Origin of the sequence: Pseudohaemophilus parahaemolyticus, from assembly GCF_938021905.1 — a bacterium.
GTDB classification, from domain to species: Bacteria; Pseudomonadota; Gammaproteobacteria; order Enterobacterales; family Pasteurellaceae; genus Haemophilus_A; species Haemophilus_A parahaemolyticus_B.
Map to the genome: position 1 here is coordinate 14418 of NZ_CALIFA010000062.1, position 17987 is coordinate 32404.

Annotated in this window: 18 protein-coding genes and 1 pseudogene; 9 read left to right on the forward strand and 10 right to left on the reverse strand. The window is 39.6% G+C overall.

Going from position 1 to position 17987, the window contains the following annotated elements; all coding sequences use genetic code 11:
- Positions 1–26 precede the first annotated feature (26 nt).
- The gene (locus tag QMF79_RS05885) at positions 27–653 is read left to right on the forward strand and encodes a DUF1007 family protein (protein WP_281773092.1); all 627 of its coding nucleotides are present in this window, start codon (positions 27–29) and stop codon (positions 651–653) included.
- Entirely contained in the window at positions 635–1612 is a 978-nt protein-coding gene (locus QMF79_RS05890) for a nickel/cobalt transporter (RefSeq protein WP_281773093.1), read from the forward strand. Before QMF79_RS05885 ends, QMF79_RS05890 begins: the two co-directional genes overlap by 19 nt.
- A 74-nt stretch (positions 1613–1686) precedes the next feature.
- On the opposite strand, the gene QMF79_RS05895 is transcribed toward QMF79_RS05890, so the two are convergent.
- A complete protein-coding gene (locus QMF79_RS05895) occupies positions 1687–2463 on the reverse strand; it encodes an FNR family transcription factor (protein WP_281773094.1) in 777 nt (258 codons plus the stop codon).
- A 222-nt stretch (positions 2464–2685) separates the two neighbouring features.
- Here QMF79_RS05895 and QMF79_RS05900 point away from each other — a divergent pair, with 222 nt between their 5' ends.
- From QMF79_RS05900 to galU, 4 genes are all read left to right on the forward strand, one after another.
- Positions 2686–3111: a universal stress protein gene (locus tag QMF79_RS05900; RefSeq protein ID WP_111312968.1), complete on the forward strand. Its 426-nt coding sequence runs from the start codon at positions 2686–2688 to the stop codon at positions 3109–3111.
- A 224-nt stretch (positions 3112–3335) separates the two neighbouring features.
- Positions 3336–5960, forward strand: coding sequence for an alanine--tRNA ligase (gene alaS / locus QMF79_RS05905; RefSeq protein ID WP_281773095.1), 2625 nt, complete (start codon positions 3336–3338; stop codon positions 5958–5960).
- A gap of 81 nt (positions 5961–6041) precedes the next feature.
- Positions 6042–6224: a carbon storage regulator CsrA gene (gene csrA, locus QMF79_RS05910; protein ID WP_005706740.1), complete on the forward strand. Its 183-nt coding sequence runs from the start codon at positions 6042–6044 to the stop codon at positions 6222–6224.
- A gap of 142 nt (positions 6225–6366) precedes the next feature.
- Positions 6367–7254, forward strand: coding sequence for a UTP--glucose-1-phosphate uridylyltransferase GalU (galU, locus tag QMF79_RS05915; protein ID WP_111427284.1), 888 nt, complete (start codon positions 6367–6369; stop codon positions 7252–7254).
- A 148-nt stretch (positions 7255–7402) separates the two neighbouring features.
- Here the strand turns inward: galU and QMF79_RS05920 are convergent, their stop codons facing one another.
- The 9 genes from QMF79_RS05920 to rpoE all read right to left on the reverse strand — a co-directional run bounded on the left by QMF79_RS05920 (position 7403) and on the right by rpoE (position 15257).
- A complete protein-coding gene (locus QMF79_RS05920; protein WP_181874570.1) occupies positions 7403–7576 on the reverse strand; it encodes a hypothetical protein in 174 nt (57 codons plus the stop codon).
- A 61-nt stretch (positions 7577–7637) separates the two neighbouring features.
- Positions 7638–7856 carry a hypothetical protein gene (locus QMF79_RS05925; RefSeq protein ID WP_281773096.1) on the reverse strand — a complete coding sequence of 73 codons (219 nt, stop codon included), beginning with the start codon at positions 7854–7856 and terminating at the stop codon, positions 7638–7640.
- Positions 7857–8009: 153 nt separating this feature from the next.
- On the reverse strand, positions 8010–10028 hold the full coding sequence (uvrB, locus tag QMF79_RS05930) for an excinuclease ABC subunit UvrB (protein WP_281773097.1): 2019 nt from the start codon (positions 10026–10028) through the stop codon (positions 8010–8012).
- An 88-nt stretch (positions 10029–10116) separates the two neighbouring features.
- The gene (upp, locus tag QMF79_RS05935; RefSeq protein ID WP_281773098.1) at positions 10117–10743 is read right to left on the reverse strand and encodes a uracil phosphoribosyltransferase; all 627 of its coding nucleotides are present in this window, start codon (positions 10741–10743) and stop codon (positions 10117–10119) included.
- A 24-nt stretch (positions 10744–10767) separates the two neighbouring features.
- Positions 10768–12456 carry a long-chain-fatty-acid--CoA ligase FadD gene (gene fadD, locus QMF79_RS05940; protein ID WP_281773099.1) on the reverse strand — a complete coding sequence of 563 codons (1689 nt, stop codon included), beginning with the start codon at positions 12454–12456 and terminating at the stop codon, positions 10768–10770.
- A gap of 6 nt (positions 12457–12462) precedes the next feature.
- On the reverse strand, positions 12463–12912 hold the full coding sequence (locus QMF79_RS05945; RefSeq protein ID WP_281773100.1) for a SoxR reducing system RseC family protein: 450 nt from the start codon (positions 12910–12912) through the stop codon (positions 12463–12465).
- 10 nt (positions 12913–12922) lie between these two features.
- Entirely contained in the window at positions 12923–13867 is a 945-nt protein-coding gene (locus tag QMF79_RS05950) for a MucB/RseB C-terminal domain-containing protein (protein ID WP_281773101.1), read from the reverse strand.
- Positions 13868–14041: 174 nt separating this feature from the next.
- Positions 14042–14629, reverse strand: coding sequence for a sigma-E factor negative regulatory protein (locus QMF79_RS05955; RefSeq protein ID WP_281773102.1), 588 nt, complete (start codon positions 14627–14629; stop codon positions 14042–14044).
- A 52-nt stretch (positions 14630–14681) separates the two neighbouring features.
- The gene (gene rpoE, locus QMF79_RS05960; protein WP_281773103.1) at positions 14682–15257 is read right to left on the reverse strand and encodes an RNA polymerase sigma factor RpoE; all 576 of its coding nucleotides are present in this window, start codon (positions 15255–15257) and stop codon (positions 14682–14684) included.
- 242 nt (positions 15258–15499) lie between these two features.
- On the opposite strand from rpoE, the gene QMF79_RS05965 reads away from it, so the two are divergent.
- The 3 genes and pseudogenes from QMF79_RS05965 to QMF79_RS05975 all read left to right on the forward strand — a co-directional run.
- Positions 15500–16525 carry a TrmH family RNA methyltransferase gene (locus tag QMF79_RS05965; protein WP_281773106.1) on the forward strand — a complete coding sequence of 342 codons (1026 nt, stop codon included), beginning with the start codon at positions 15500–15502 and terminating at the stop codon, positions 16523–16525.
- Between the two features lie 115 nt (positions 16526–16640).
- A complete protein-coding gene (locus QMF79_RS05970) occupies positions 16641–17693 on the forward strand; it encodes a hypothetical protein (protein ID WP_281773104.1) in 1053 nt (350 codons plus the stop codon).
- Between the two features lie 212 nt (positions 17694–17905).
- Positions 17906–17987 (forward strand): annotated as a pseudogene (locus tag QMF79_RS05975) (N-acetylmannosamine-6-phosphate 2-epimerase); the annotation flags it as partial.

Sequence of the window (17987 nt, forward strand, 5' to 3'; positions counted from 1 at the left end):
TCGCTTTTTTTCTATAAGGACATAATATGAAGTATTTTGTTACGCTCTTCTTTTCGTTCTTCTCAATTGGTGTTTTCGCCCATCCACACGCTTTTGTCGACCTGAAAACCCAAGCACTGATTGAAAATCAAACGCTAAAAGGCTTCCGTATGTCTTGGACGTTGGATGAAATTGCTTCTAGCACGTTAATTTATGAAATGCAGTCCAGTGCAGACCCTGTTAAAGCCAAGCAAGATTTAACTAAAGAGATGATTGATACGGCAAAGCAAGACCACTATTTCAGCTATCTCTACAACCAGAAAAACAATCTGATTCCGTTTACCGAAACGCCTTCTGATTACGGCTTCGTAGTGGAAAATAACCGCATTATTTTTTCGATGAACGTCTATCTAAGCGTGCCACAAAAACTGAGTATTGTGCCTATCACATTGATGAGTTACGAGCCAACCTACTATATGGCGATGGAGTATAATGACCAAAGTGATGTCTCTATTGATGATAAAAAATGTGAAATCAAAGTGGTGCAACCGAAAGTGGATGATACCTTGAAACTTTATGCCTCAAGTTTGGACAAAGATCAGACACCAGAAGATCAATCACTTGGGCGTGCCTTTGCCCAAAAGGTAGAGATGAAATGCAAAAATCAAAATTAACAGCTGCCTCTTTGCTCGTGTTAGCCTTGTTGGCGGTCGCTGTTTATTGGCTTTATCCGCTCTTGCTGCATAAAGTGATGCTGTGGCAGAAAGATTTTAACTTGCAACTTTCTCGCTCGCTTAATCAGCTCAATCAACAACATCAAGAAGCGGGCATTACCCTTATTTTCATCAGCTTTTTCTACGGTATTTTTCACGCTGTGGGGCCTGGACACGGCAAGTTTATTCTCACGAGCTACTTGGCTTTAGAACAGTCGAAACTCAAACAAGCGGTCAAAATTAGCTTGGCATCTTCCATTGTGCAAGGTTTGGTGGCTATTTTGTTGGTGTCGATTATTGTTGTTGCCTTTACTCTTTCTCGCACATATTTCAATTTAACGCTTAAATGGGTAGAGCGGGGCAGCTTTATGCTGATGATTTTGCTAGGGTTTTATTGGATTTATCAAGCGTGGCAAGGCATTCGCCCACCTAAATTGCAGATTAAAAAAATCAGCCCAATGCAAATTTCCCAAGAAAAAACACCGCTTGTTTCACATCACATTCATGATGAACATTGCGGTTGCGGGCATCAACATCTGCCTTCATCAGTGCAAATGAATCAATCAACAGGTTGGAAAAGCCAACTTTTCTTGATTTTGAGTATTGGATCGCGCCCATGTTCTGGGGCAATTTTAGTGCTGTTTCTCTCTTATACGCTCAATATTTACCTTTGGGGCATATTGGCTACTTTAATGATGGCACTTGGTACAGGCATTACACTTACAATCTTTGCGTTGATTGTGATCTTTGCACGTCATAAAGCCGTGCAGTTAAAAACGTGGTATTTGCCTGTTAAATTTAATATTCCGATTGCAAGCGGTCTAAAATTTTTAACCGCTTGCGTACTAATTGGAATGGGGATTTTGTTATTACATGGCAGTTTTATTGAGACTGCCTCAGGGACGATTTTTAGGCGGTAGCTTATAGTTTCTTATGATACTATGTAGTTGTTGAACAATAAAACTGATAAATCTTGTTTAATTATAATGCTTAATTAACCAACATCGCTAACATCTTTTACAGGGATCTGGTTTTTTGTTCCGGCAGCCATATCTGCTAACACATCCATCTGATTGATGGTAATGTATTTTCCTTGAACGGTAATCATACCGGATTTTTGAAAACGCCCAAGTAAGCGGCTGATGGTTTCAATGGTTAAGCCAAGATAATTGCCGATATCACCGCGGGTCATTGTTAAACGGAATTCGCGAGCGGAAAAACCACGAGCAGAGTAACGTTGAGAAAGATTATGTAAAAATGCAGCGAGTTTTTCTTCGGCACTCATTTTGGAAAGTAATAAAATCATCTCTTGATCACTTTTGATTTCATTACTCATCAAACGCATGATTTGCTGGCGAATTTTAGGCATTTTACCTGCAAGATCATCTAGAATATCAAACGGAATTTCACAGATCATAGCCGTTTCTAAAGCCTGTGCGAAACCAACGTGCTTCATATTCATGATAGCATCAAAACCGATAAGATCGCCTGGAAGATGAAAAGCCGTGATTTGTTCCTCGCCATTTTCGCTTAATGTATAGCTTTTTAATGTGCCAGAACGAAGGGCATAAATTGAGCGGAGTTCATCGCCAGATTGGAAAATAATTTGGGATTTTTGTACAGGTTTTTTACGCTCAATGATGTTATCAAGTTGAGTCAATTCATGTTCGCTTAACGTAAAAGGGAGGCAAAGTTGGCTAATACTGCAATTTTGACAGTGGATTGTACAGCCTGTTCTTCCTTGTGTTTTTACCTCTGGCACAATTTTCATAACCATTTCCGCATAAATTCTATAAAAGTTTGATTTAACGCAAAGTTTAACATTTATTTTTGAATGAAGAAAGTATAACTTTTACCCCAAGAGAGTTAATTTTTCTTGTGAATTTATTCCAAAATTTTTCAAAAATGAGAAGTATCTCTCATTTTTCTTCACAATTATTTGCTAATATACAAGCAACAAAAAGACCAATACAGGGACAATAAGGAGTCTATTATGTACAAACACATCTTAGTTGCAGTCGATCTTTCTGAAGAAAGCCTTGTTTTATTACGTAAAGGTGCTGGACTTGCAGAAAAATGTGGTGCGAAATTATCTGTTATCCACGTAGATGTAAATTTTTCTGATTTATACACTGGTCTGATTGACATTAATATGTCAGCTGTGCAAGATAATGTTTCAGTTGAAACAACGAAAGCATTAGATGAGCTTGCAAGCAAAATAAACTATCCTGTTTCAGAAAAACTTAATGGCACGGGCGACTTTTCTCAAGTGATAGAAGAAGCCGTAAGTAAATATGGCATTGATTTATTAATTACAGGGCATCACCAAGATTTTTGGAGTAAGTTTATGTCGTCAACTCGCCAAGTGATGAATAACGTTGCTATTGATATGCTTGTTGTCCCTCTTGATGATGAATAAGTCTTAATTTTACATTGGTTCATTTTATACCGCTTGTAGTTAGAACAACTCAAGCGGTTATTTTTTGCTAAAAAATTGCTAAATTAGTAACAGATAAATAAAATTCATTGCTTTTATTGGATTATTTTTCACAAATTCGATTGAAAAGTGTGTAGAATAATGCAGTTATAAATAAACGATTTGAGTAATTTTTTAGTTTTTAAACAGAACGAGCGTTAATTAGAATGAAAACGACATCGCAAATTAGACAGTCCTTTTTGGATTTTTTCCATAGCAAAGGACATACTGTAGTAGAAAGTAGTTCGTTAGTTCCTGAAAACGATCCTACTTTGCTTTTTACCAATGCAGGGATGAACCAATTTAAAGATGTTTTTCTCGGTGTAGAAAAACGCCCCTATACTCGTGCAACGACAGCACAACGCTGTGTGCGTGCAGGTGGTAAACACAACGATTTAGAAAACGTAGGCTATACAGCTCGCCATCATACATTTTTCGAGATGATGGGTAACTTTAGTTTCGGCGATTATTTTAAACGTGATGCTATTCAATTCGGTTGGGAATTTTTAACTTCTCCAGAATGGTTAGCTTTGCCGAAAGAAAAACTTTATGTGACTGTTTATGAAACAGATGATGAAGCTTACGATATTTGGCATACTCTTGTAGGCATACCAGCTGATCACATTATTCGTATTGGTGACAATAAAGGTGCACCTTATGCTTCAGATAACTTCTGGGCGATGGGCGATACAGGTCCTTGTGGTCCTTGTACAGAAATTTTCTACGACCACGGTGAAAAATACTGGGGCGGTTTACCTGGTACACCAGAAGAAGATGGCGACCGTTATATCGAAGTTTGGAACATTGTGTTTATGCAATTTAACCGCTTGGCAGATGGCACAATGGAAAAATTACCGAAACCATCAGTAGATACGGGGATGGGGTTAGAGCGTATGACTGCGGTAATGCAGCATGTAAACTCAAACTATGAAACAGATATTTTCCAAACCCTAATCAAAACAACAGCGGAATTACTGGGTGTTAAAGATTTAGACAATAAATCATTACGTGTAATTGCAGACCACATCCGTTCTTGCTCATATTTAATTGCAGACGGTGTTATACCTTCAAATGAAGGCCGTGGCTACGTTCTCCGTCGTATTATCCGTCGTGCAGTGCGTCACGGTAATTTATTAGGTGCAAAAGAAGCATTCTTCTATAAATTAGTACCAACACTTGCAGAAGTAATGGGGCACGCAGGTGAAATCGTTGCACAGAAACAAGCTTTCATCCAACAAACATTAAAAGCAGAAGAAGAGCAATTTGCTCGCACACTAGAGCGTGGTTTAGCACTGCTTGAAGATGCATTAGCGAAAGTGGAAAACAAAACCCTTTCAGGTAAAGTAGCATTCAAACTTTATGATACTTACGGCTTCCCGCTTGATTTAACCGCTGATGTTTGTCGTGAGCGTGATATTTTAATTGACGAAGCAGGTTTTGATGCTGAAATGACAGCTCAACGTGAGCGTGCAAAAGCAAGTAGTAACTTTGGTGCAGATTACAGCAATATCATCAAGGTGGACGGTATAACTGAGTTTGTCGGTTACGATCATGTAACAGCTGATGCAACTGTAGTTGGCTTATTCAGTCAAGGTAAAGCGGTTGATGTAATTCAATCTGGTGAAACTGCGATCATTATCTTAGACAAAACGCCATTCTATGCAGAAATGGGTGGTCAAGTGGGCGATAGCGGTCTAATCTCATCAGAAATTTGCCAGTTTAATGTTGCTGACACCCAAAAATATGGGCAAGTGTTTGGTCATTATGGTCAAGTAGAATCAGGTGAATTACGCATAGGCGATAAAGTTTCTGCTAAAGTGAATGCAACTCGTCGTCATAGCATTGAGCTAAACCACTCAGCAACGCACTTATTGCACTCTGCATTACGTGAAGTATTAGGTGAGCATGTTGCTCAAAAAGGTTCATTAGTCAACGAGAATGGCCTACGTTTTGATTTCTCTCAACCAGAAGCAATCACTAAAGTTCAACTTGAAGAAATTGAGCGTATTGTAAACCGTAAAATTCGTGAAAACATCCCTGTCATCATTGAAGAAATGGATATTGACTCTGCAAAAGCAAAAGGTGCAATGGCTCTCTTCGGTGAAAAATATGGTGATGTGGTACGAGTGGTTGAAATGAGCGAATTTTCAATTGAACTTTGTGGTGGTACACACGTCCAAAGTACAGGAGACATTGGTTTCTTTAAACTCACCTCTGAAGGTGCAGTTGCAGCAGGTGTTCGCCGTGTTGAGGCAATTACGGGTGAAATAGCACTTGCTTGGATTCATCAATTACAACAAGTATTACAACACTCTGCAGAATTATTAAAAGCCGATAACACCTCACTTGTGGAAAAAATCCAACAATTACAAGACAAATCAAAACGCACTGAAAAAGAGTTACAACAACTTAAAGACAAACAAGCCGCTCTTACAGGCTCTGAAATTGCTAAACAAGCTCAGCAAATCAATGGCGTAAATGTGGTGGTAACTCAATTAGACAATACTGAAGCGAAAACCCTAAGAACGATGGTTGATGACTTGAAAAATCAACTCGGAAGTGCCATAGTTGTTATAGGAACAGTAGCTGATGAAAAAGTGAACTTGATTGTAGGAGTAACCACTGATTTAACTTCAAAAGTAAAAGCTGGCGAGTTAGTCGGTGAAATGGCAAAACGAGTCGGCGGTAAGGGCGGCGGTCGCCCAGATATGGCAATGGCTGGCGGTTCTGAACCACAAAATTTATTACAAGCACTGAACTTTGCACAAGAATGGATTCAAGCAAAATTATAATTTAATACCTAGGCAGGGAAGAATGAATCAGACTTGCCTTGACCTTAAAATTTTATTGGGTCTTTTATCTTGGAGGTAGCAATGCTTATTTTAACTCGGAAAACAGGAGAAAGTTTACTCGTAGGAGATGACGTAGAAATTACCGTACTTAGTGTACGAGGAAGTCAAGTAAAGCTAGGTGTGAATGCACCGAAAGATATTGCAGTTCATAGACAGGAAATCTATCAAAAAATTAAAGATACTGAGTCACAACAATCTGAGTAATTAATAATAAGAAAGAAAATTATTTGAATTTTAGATTATCGGATCATTGTATTTCTACTTGAATATCTAAGCAATATATTTGATAAAAAAACCACTTACAGTATAATGTAAGTGGTTTTTTTATATAAACAAAGGAATAAAAATGAAAGTAATTATCCCTGTTGCAGGTTTAGGAACTCGTATGCTACCCGCAACGAAAGCTATTCCCAAAGAAATGCTTACCGTTGCAGATAAACCATTAATCCAATATATCGTCAATGAATGTGTGGCGGCAGGTATTAAAGAGATCGTTTTAGTGACTCATTCTTCAAAAAATGCCATCGAAAACCATTTTGATACGTCGTTTGAATTAGAAACGATGTTAGAAAAGCGTGTTAAGCGTCAATTACTTGAAGAAGTACGCTCTATTTGCCCGAAAGATGTTACCATTATGCATGTTCGTCAGGGAAATGCTAAAGGTTTAGGACACGCTGTTTTATGTGGTCGAGCAGTAGTCGGTAATGAGCCTTTTGCGGTAGTTTTGCCAGATGTGATTTTAGCAGAGTTCAGTGCTAATCAAAAAATGGAAAACTTGGCGGCAATGATCAAACGCTTTAATGAAACAGGGCATAGCCAAATTATGGTGGCACCAGTGCCAATGGATGAAGTAAGCAGCTATGGTGTTGCAGATTGTAATGGTGTTGAAATTCCAGTGGGTGGTTCAGCTGAAATTGTTAAAATGGTAGAGAAACCATCAAAAGAAGAAGCCCCATCTAACCTTGCGGTAGTAGGTCGTTATGTATTTTCATCCGCAATTTGGGATCTATTAGAAAAAACACCAGCAGGTGTAGGTGATGAAATTCAATTAACTGATGCGATTGATATGTTAATTGAACAAGAAACCGTTGAAGCATTCCATATGACTGGTAAAACATTTGATTGTGGTGATAAACTTGGTTATATGCAAGCATTTACAGAATACAGTTTACGTCATGATAAATTTGGTAAAGAATTTAAAGAATATATTAAATCTTTAGCATCAACTCTTTAAAGTGGTATTAAAATAAAGGCATAGTATACAAAAGAGTTGTTAACATTTTGAAAAATAAATGTTAGCAACTCTTTTACTATTTCGCAAAATTTTCGAAGGAAGTGCCTGCTTGCGAATAAAATATAAGACTCTTAGCATCAGCCAGAGATCAGAGTTTAATTCTAAGCATGCGAGTTACTATTAGTATAATAATACCCAACATAAAATCCATTATATATTTATTTATTTCAATAGGAATTAATGGATAAATAAAAGAAGAAGAAAATGAAAATATAGCACCTACTGCAAGAACATAAACTACTTTAGCTTTTATATTCTTCATATAAACTCCTTTTATATTAACATAGCAGCATATAAATATATGCTGCTATCTAGTTATTTAATTATAAATCTCCATTAGAATTAAAGCGATGGTAAACTGAGCTTGGATCATGTTTGAAGTTATTTACTAAACCTTGATTTAATCCCTCATAATGATCTTTTGCTGCGGCACTTATAGGATCATATATGATTTCACCTAATACCCAACCCATAACCATCCAAGCAGCATTAGACATTCCACCACTAACCAATGCAACTTCTTGTGTATTTAACGTTTTCATAATAAATCTCTTTTATGACAATCCATATTGCATTTGCTCTTTTTTATAAGAGAGCAATTACATATTACCCTAGCTTTTTCAGATAAAAAGTGATGTATATCACACTTTGATGAAAATAATTCTCAAAAATGAAACGCCTTTGAGACTTATATATTAAATCTCCAATAAATACACCTTAATCTGTCCAATCTTATCCCTCACTGCAGCCGCTTTTTCAAACTCAAGATCCTTCGCGAAATCTCGCATTTGTTGTTCGAGCTGTTTGAGTTCTTTTTCCAGTTCCTTACGTGATTTAGGTGTGTAGGAAGCGGTGGAATTTTCGGAAACTTTTGCAGATTTTTTGCCGCGTTTTGGTTTGTCGGTTTGACCGATGTCGAGCAGTTCTCCCACTTTTTTGTTTAACGCTTGTGGGACGATGCCGCGTTCTTCGTTGTATTTCATCTGTTTCTCGCGGCGACGTTCAGTTTCGGTAATCGCTTTTTGCATCGAGTTGGTGATGCGGTCGCCATAGAGAATCGCCTTGCCGTTGAGGTTACGTGCGGCACGTCCGATGGTTTGGATAAGCGAACGTTCGGAACGCAAGAAGCCCTCTTTGTCAGCATCTAAAATCGCCACCAGCGAGACTTCTGGCATATCCAAGCCTTCTCGTAATAAGTTGATCCCAACTAGCACATCGAACATTCCCATTCGCAAATCGTGGATAATTTCCACCCGCTCGACGGTGTCGATGTCGCTATGCAAATAACGCACACGTACGCCGTGTTCGTCCAAATAATCGGTTAAATCTTCCGCCATTTTTTTTGTGAGAGTGGTAACCAAAACTCGTTCGTCCACCGCTACTCGTTTGTGAATTTCAGAAAGTAAATCGTCTACTTGGGTTGCTACTGGGCGCACTTCGATAATCGGATCAAGTAAGCCCGTTGGGCGCACCACTTGATCCACCACATCAGGATTTTTCTCTAATTCATAAGCCCCAGGAGTCGCAGAAACGTAAATAGTTTGTGGAGAGAGCTGTTCAAACTCTTCAAATTTGAGCGGGCGGTTATCCAGTGCTGAAGGTAGCCGGAAACCGTATTGCACGAGCGTTTCTTTTCGTGCTCGGTCGCCACGATACATACCGCCAATTTGTGGCACAGTAACGTGCGATTCATCAATCACCAAAATACCGTCTGCTGGCATATAATCAAATAAGGTTGGTGGTGGTTCGCCCTCTTTTCTACCCGAGAGATAGCGGGAGTAGTTTTCAATACCCGAGCAATAACCGAGTTCATTCATCATTTCGATATCAAACTGGGTGCGCTGGGTAATGCGCTGCTCTTCCAGCAATTTATTCTCTTTGATGAAGTATTCGCGACGTTCCACTAACTCTTCTTTGATCTGCTCAATTGCTTCTAAAATGCGTTCTCGAGGCGTTACATAGTGTGTTTTCGGGTAGATGGTGTAACGTGGCACACGCCCCAAACTATGCCCCGTGAGCGGATCGAACAGGGAAAGATTTTCAATCTCGTCGTCAAACAGCTCTACTCGTAAAGCGACCTCGTCTGATTCCGCAGGGAAAATATCAATCACCTCACCGCGAACACGGAAGGTTGAACGCTGGAAGGCTTGATCGTTTCGGGTATATTGCAGCTCAGCAAGGCGGGAAAGAATGGTGCGTTGGTTGATAATATCGCCCACTTGCAGATGCAACATCATCTGCATATAAGCCCCTACATCTCCTAAGCCGTAAATAGCAGAAACGGAAGCCACTACAATAGTATCGCGACGTTCAAGGAAAGATTTAGTAGCAGAAAGTCGCATCTGTTCAATTTGTTCATTGATCGAAGCATCTTTTTCGATAAAAGTATCGCTGCTTGGCACATAGGCTTCTGGCTGGTAATAATCGTAGTAAGAAACGAAGTATTCCACCGCATTTTCGGGGAAAAAGGCTTTCATTTCCGCATAAAGTTGAGCGGCAAGGGTTTTATTCGGTGCAAGTAACATTGCGGGGCGGTTCAACTGGGCAATCACGTTGGCAATGGTAAAGGTTTTACCCGAACCCGTTACCCCCAACAGAGTTTGATGTGCTAAGCCATCATTTAGCCCTTCGGTTAATTTGGCAATCGCCGAAGGCTGATCGCCAGAGGGTTTGAATGGACTATGCAGAATAAAAGGTTTGCCTTGTTTGCTCATAATGTTCCTTGATGCGTTATTCTATGTAAAAAGGCTAGAGCCTTATTATAAGGTTCTAGCCCCCATTTTGGTTGCTTTTTAATGTAAATTATTTCGTCCCAAAAATCTTATCACCCGCATCCCCTAAACCAGGCACGATGTAGCCGTGTTCGTTTAAGTGGCTGTCGATTGATGCCGTGTAAAGTTCAATGTCTGGATGCTTTGCTTTTAAGGCTTCAATACCTTCAGGAGCGGCAACAAGTACTAACACTTTAATGTGTTTACAGCCAGCATTTTTAAGTAAATCGAGGGTAGCGATCATTGACCCACCTGTGGCTAACATTGGGTCAACCACGATAGCTAAGCGTTCTTCTACATCGTTTGCCAATTTTTTGAAGTATGGTACAGGTTTTAAGGTTTCTTCATCACGGTAGATACCCACCACGCTAATACGTGCACTTGGGATGTGTTCTAACACGCCATCCATCATCCCTAAGCCTGCACGTAAAATTGGCACCACAGTGACTTTTTTACCTTTAATGCGGTCTACCTCTACTTTACCGCACCAACCATCTATTTCTACTTTTTCAGTTTCTAAATCTTTGGTTGCTTCATAGGTTAAAAGGCTGCCAACTTCGGTAGCAAGTTGGCGAAAGTCTTTGGTGCTGATTTCAGCAGCACGCATCAAGCCTAATTTATGGCGTACAAGCGGGTGTTTTACTTCAACAATTTTCATCTTCATTCTCCTTTCTGGATTTGTCTAGGATTTGATATTTAGCTTGGCAATTTCTTCATCGCGGAGCACGCGACGTAAGATTTTACCCACGTTGGTTTTTGGTAATTCATCCCTGAATTCAATCTCTTTCGGGATTTTATAACCTGTGAGGAATCGGCGACAGTAAGAACGCAACTCTTCACGGGTTAAGCTTTCATCTTTTTTGGTGACAAAAATTTTGATAATTTCGCCAGAAACAGGGTGGGGTACACCGACGGCAACTACCTCATTCACTTTCGGGTTATGTGCAACTACATCTTCGATCTCGTTTGGGTAGACATTAAAGCCTGATACGATGATCATATCTTTTTTGCGATCGACAATGCGTAAGTTGAGATCTTGCCCCATCTCGACAATATCACCTGTTGCCATCCAGCCATCATGCAAGACTTCGGCGGTATCTTCTGGGCGGTTCCAATAACCTTTCATCACTTGTGGACCTTTTACCCAAAGTTCTCCACGTTCACCTATTGGCACCTCATTGCCTGTGTCGTCCATAATGCGAATATCCGTATTCGGCACAGGCACACCAATAGAGCCCGTATGTTCGGTAGAATCCCAACGAGAAGCAGCAATCAATGGTGAACATTCAGTCATTCCATAGCCTTCAATAATGTGACAACCAGTGGTTTCAAACCAGCGTTTTGCGACAGCCCCTTGAATAGCTGCTCCGCCTCCAACGCTTAAACGCAGTGCCGAGAAGTCTACCTCTTTGAAATGTTCATTATTCAGGAGGGCATTGAACAGCGTGTTCACGCCACAAAGTGCCACAATACGCTGTTTTTTCAGCTCTTTGACAAAACTAGGAATATCACGGGGGTTGGTAATCAATAAGCCCGTTACGCCTAATTCGATAAAGAGTAAGCAGTTTACCGACAAGGCAAACACGTGGTACATCGGCAACGGGATGGCAGCCACGCGAACTTTAGCATCTTTTAATAATGGCTCTGCCACCCATTTGGCTTGGAATACATTGGCAACCATATTGGCGTGTGTGAGCATTGCACCTTTTGCTACGCCCGTTGTGCCGCCTGTATATTGTAAGAAAGCAAGGTCGCTACTCTCTAAATTTGGTTTTACATATTGACGCTGTTTGCCGATACTCAAGGCCTCGCGGAAACTGACTGCGTGTGGTAACTTATATTTTGGCACGAGTTTTTTGATGTATTTCACCACAAAATTCACAAGTGTACGTTTTCCAAACGAGAGCTGATCGCCCATACGGGTTAAAATCACGTGCTCTACTTGGGTATTGAAGACCACTTTTTCGAGTGTGGCGGCAAAGTTAGAGACGATGACAATCACTTTCGCACCGCTGTCGTTGAGTTGGTGTTCTAATTCGCGTGGTGTGTAAAGTGGATTAACGTTTACGATCACTAAACCTGCACGCAATGCACCAAATAAGGCAATCGGGTATTGCAACAGGTTTGGCATCATTAATGCGACTCGATCACCTTTTTCTAAACGCAATTCATTTTGTAAGTAAGCAGCAAAAGCACGGCTACGTTCTTCTAATTTGCGGAAGGTTAAAACTTGCCCCATATTGATATAAGCAGGCATATCAGGATGGCGTTTTACGGCTGCTTCAAACATCTCTACGAGAGATTCATATTTCGTTACATCAATCGTTTTTTCTGCGTTAGGTGGGTAATTATCAAACCAAATTTTTTCCATTGTTGTTTAGTCTCCTGCCCCGAAAGTGTTACTTTTGCCTAAGAAAATCGGGGTAAATTTTGTTAATGGTTGATGGGCAGTAACCAGTTTCACCGCCCAAAAGCTGCAAGCGGTTAAAAAAATTACACCACTTGCGACCAGAAGTTCGTTGCTAAAAAGAGCAGAAAAAAGGAGTGTTGATCCAATAAGTACCATTAAAGGCACGCAATAAACCCAAAACACGCTTATTAAAAGCGTATTTTCTGCCAAACCGAGCTGGATTTGATCGCCTGCTTTTAAGGTTTGGTCAACTTTAATTTCAAAGCGTGGTGCAGTTTTTTCGCCAGATAAGCCTGATAAAGCTTTACTTCCACAATGATTTTGTGCGGCACAACCACCACAGCCACTTTTGGCATAACATTGCACTAAGGCTTTGCCGTTTTCGTAGCTCAGCACCATGGCTTTTTCAATCATCATATTGCACTCCTTATTGTTGAAATACTACACTTTGTGCGATGCGTTCTGCCACGCTCATTGGAATATCACCAATTACCACCACTTCACGATTATCAAGTACATGGGTGAATAAAATCAATTTTTCTTGGCGAGCGAATTGGTCGTTGAACGCTTCATCACCTTGCGAACGCAGATAGACAGTAAAGGTTGAGAGCCCATCGCTAAAAAGTTGACTTTCGACCTCTTCCTGACCCTGTCCAACGGGAATTACTTGGCGAGAGCTGGAGATAGGTTTAAAGCCAACGGGTAACCAATTCACCTGCCATGCAAGCGGTGTATTTACCAAACTGTTTTGCGTATTCACAGGCGGCAATAGCATCGTTTTCAGTTGCGGGATCAGGTTGTCGAACTGGTCATTTACGCGTTGTTCAATCACTCTAAATTGTTCTAACAGTGTGTTTTGATTATCGAACAGTTCACTTTTAAGCAACAGATAATTTTGTTCATCAATCCAAAGTGTGTAACTAAAACGAGTATCGTCGGAAGGCACGATTTTAATTACATTCGCGATGCGATCTGCCACGCGTGATTTACCCAATGGCACGAAATCGTAATGGTTTAGCTCGTTAAAATTGGCGTGAAAAACCGCAGGTAAGGCATCTAAAATTTTTGTGCCTTTTAAACTAAATGGGGTGAAATTAAAGCCTAAATAGCTAATTGCATTATTGCGTAGCAAGATAGTTTCGTAAGCGTTATCAAGGCTTAATAGCTGAGCAAATTCGTGATTATTTTCCAGTGCGTGATGATATTTCATCGATTTGATATTATCACTGTGTTGGAGAATATAATGGAGTTCATAGTTGCGATTTTTATGTGCTTCCATCATTGCATTGAGCAGATCAATTGGATGGGTCAGCTCTGCTTTCACAGGCAAAACAAAAAGAAATGTGAGACAGAATAAAATAATTTTTTTCATATTAGCCTTTTTCATTCTTATAAACATTGAGGCATAAGCGGTAGAATTTTACCAAAAATTTGTAAAAAAATCGCAAAAAGTTACCGCTTGCAGATAATTAAGCGACACAATTGGGCAAAAATAAAGCCACTCATATAAGTATATATGAGTGGCAGAATTTATTTATTACCTGAATTATTTTTGTAAATGTTTTTCTGTTGTGGTTGAAGAGGTTTGCGTTTTCGCTTTTTCTTCATCGGTTAAAGTCACATTTTGAGTACGGCGTTGGATTTCATAATTTTGCAATAGTGAATCTAAACGGCGTTGTTGTTGCTCAAGTTTTTCTGGGGTAACTAAATCTTTACTTGGTGCGTTGTAACTTACCGCTTGAACTGCATTGCTAAATGGCATTGTTTGCAACGCAGGTTCAGTTTGAGCCACTTCATCTGTGCTGTTCATCATATTCACACCTACGAGTGCAACTAAGCAAACAGATGCTGCAATCCCAGCTTGCATAATTGGGGTTGCCCAACGTTTAAGTTTCACCATTAAACCACGAGGTTTCTCTTGCGTAGATTCGATGGTTTCGTTCTCAAGTAAGGCTTCCATTTTGGCAGAGAAGTCTGCACCGAGTAACACCTCTTCGCCTTGCATCACGTTGCGAATCGTATGATAGCTTGCCCATTTTGCTTTTAATTCAGGGCTGTTTGTGAGCGTATTGGCAAACTCTATGTCATTCGCTTGCCCGTCCATATAAGCTGACAAGATCTCTTTTTGTTGCATAAAAAAACTCCAATTAACTTGAAATAGATGTGTTTTTCAACACTAAAAAAGGTTAGGCTGCCATAAGCGGTTGAATTTTGGCATCAATCGCTTCCCTTGCACGGAAAATACGCGAACGTACTGTACCGACAGGGCAACTCATCACTTCAGCAATCTCTTCATAACTTAATCCTTCGATTTCACGAAGCGTGATTGCTATTTTTAATTCTTCAGGCAGATTTTCAATCGTTTCAAACACCACCCGTTTTAACTCATTCGATAAAACTAAATTTTCAGGGGTGTCAGCTTCACGCAACTGCGTGCCAGCATCATAACTTTCCGCATCTTCTGCCAAAATATCTTCTTTTGGCGGTCTACGACCTAATGCAGTTAAATGATTTTTTGCCGTGTTTACCGCAATACGATAAAGCCAAGTATAAAATGCACTTTCGCCTCTAAATGAAGCTAAAGAACGATAAGCCTTGATGAAAGATTCTTGCACAATGTCAGGAATATCATCACGGGAAACATAACGAGTAAGTAAACCAGCTACGCGATTTTGATAGCGGACTACCAATAAGTTAAATGCTTTTTTATCACCTTGTTGTGCTTTTTCAACTAATTCTTGGTCGGTGATTTGTTCGCTCAATTTGCGGACTCCTAAATATATAATCGATTTATTTTAATCATCGCCATCTCTTTCACCGTTTTAGTGTATCGTTTTTGGCAATAGTTCAAAAAAGTGTAAAAAATTTTCAAAACGTGAATTTTTATGAAAATTTAAAGGGGAACGATTTTACTGAATATCGGTAAAAGATCAAAATATATCAGTGTATTTAGGCTAACTTTGCTATAATTCGGCAAATTTTATCTCTTATATGGAAACCGATGATGAAACCTGTATTTAATGAACGCACGCCAAAATTCAAAACCACTGAAGAAAAAAGTTTTAAACGTAATGAACGATCTCAAGAATGTTTAACTGATCGCCTGCAAAAACCGTCAAGAGGCAAACTGTCGCTTTCTCGCCAAAATCAGCGTATCACGCCAGAAAACATTTACCCAACCGAAGCACGCAAAGTCAACGGGCAAGGGCAGGTAACAATTAATGTGAAACAATCTGCTTTTTTGCAAAAAGAGAAAAAAACGGGACCGCTTTCGCCTCGAGCACCAGAAAAAATCAAGAAAAACCGTGCGGAAGAGATGAAAATTTATGGCGAAAATAGCTGTTTAACCCTATTCGAACAACGCCCAACTTCAATTGTTCGCCTTTGGGCAACGGTGGAAGGGGCGAAAAAAGTAGGCGATATATTGAGCTATCTTGCCGAGCACAAAAAAGCCTATCACATCGTTTCTCGTGAAGAGATGGAAAAAGTGACAGGTTCAGAGCACCACGGTGATGTTTGTTTGCTTGTGAAGAAAAACCGCACTTACAGTTTAGAAGGTTACTTACAATTAGCACATACCCAAGATTGCCTTGTATTATTAGATGGCGTAAACAACGCCCAAAACATCGGTGGTATCGTCCGTACCTGTGCTTTCTACGGTGTGAAAGGTATTATTAGTGAAAATGGAGAATGCTTAAACTCAAGCTCTGCAGCCCGCGTTGCCGAAGGTGGTTTGGAATTCGTCCATACACTTGAAACTAAAAATAAACAGATTGCCCTGCAACAATTACGCCAATCGGGCTATCAAATCGTGCATCTTACTCGTCACAAACAAGTGCCTTCATTCTCCAAAGTAAAATTAGCGAAAAAAGTAGTATTTGTATTAAGCGAAGTGGTTTCTAACCATATTGAATACAGCGAAGATACTACAGTGCAACTTTCTGTAAATAACCCTCTTGCCAGCGGATTGAATGTCGCAGTAAATGCGGGGGTGTTGTTGAATCAGTGGTATGTGAGCCAGGTGTTATAGAAAAAGTAAGCGGTTAAAATTTGTAGAAATTTTTCAAAATTCCCTTCTTTGCGAATTAACCGTGTAGAAAACTTTTCTAAAATAGCCCGAATTTCTCATGTTCGAGGCTATTTTTATGCAAGACAACCAAATTACCTCTCAAGTAGAGCATATCGACCAACTCTTCAACAATCTTAAACAAGATGAAACCCAAAACGCATTGGCAGAAAAAGCAGAAAATACACTTTTTGCCAATGATGAGGCGAAGAAAAACACTTTTCAAACCATCAATGCCTTTCTAGATGATTATTTGGCTAACGGTCGCCATCAACCGATTGATCAGTGGCTGAAATTCCGTTTTGACCAATATCCTGATATTTGGGAAAGTGGGCAAGAGAAAATCGACACGGCAAATACCATTATTAGCACGATTGAAAGCCTTGCAACCAATCAAGTAGCATTAGAAAAACATCTTGAGAAAAGAGGCAAAACGGTAGAAGGTTTTTACAAGAATAAGATCAATGAAATTGCACAAGAATATCAGCTTGACGCAACGGAATTAGCCCAAAAAATAGACAGTTCTTTGTCGGAGGCTAACCGTAATCAATTTGGTACGTTAACAGGGCAAGTGATTGCTCTTCCTGTTGAAGGGACTACGATTGTAGAAAAAACTATTAAGAGGGCAAAATTAAATGCTCAATTAAACCTGATGGGGTGGGGTTTAAAAAGTGCAGGTTCTCGCTTAGCCAATGCATTTTTAGGCAAGGAAAATCTTTCACACGCAGAAGAATTGCAGAAAATTATTCGTGGAGCGGTGGATAGTGCTGAAAACAAAGGTGTGCAAATTGCGGTTTCAGGTGGTGTGGTAGTTTTTGCCAAAAAAGGTTGGGTTAAAGATGCTTTTGCAGGATTAGATAAATTGGAAGAAGTTGAGGGTAAAGCAGGTGCGATTTTAAGTCGCGTGCAAGATCTTACCTTAAATGTGGCAAATGGTTGGGACGATATTCGCTTATTTGATAAAGTTGAGCAAGGTGTTATTTCTGCAACAGAGGCAACCGCAGAAAAAGCAAAATTTGTGGCAGCTCAAACCATTACCAATTTGGAGCAAAAGACGGATCTGTTTTTACGCCAAAAATTTCAGATTATTTGCATAGAAATATCCTATGATATTTCTATGCAAGATATATAGATCTGAAACTGATTTTTCAAGTTTAGGTCGCTATTTGACCGCTTTTACTTCATCTTTCCCCTTTCTTACCTCAAAAATGAGACCTAGATCACACTTTTAAAAATCCACTTCAAAAATCTATTTAAAATGGAGTTTTCTTTTCATATAATACGAGAAGTCAAAATTTTAGGCATTCCTTATTCCAAAATGGTTCTTATCTCAAGGAGTTTTATATGTCGAAATTATCTCATCAAGAAGTGCTTTCTCAAATTCAATATGGTCTCATTTCTTCTTGCCAACCTGTCGATGATGGCC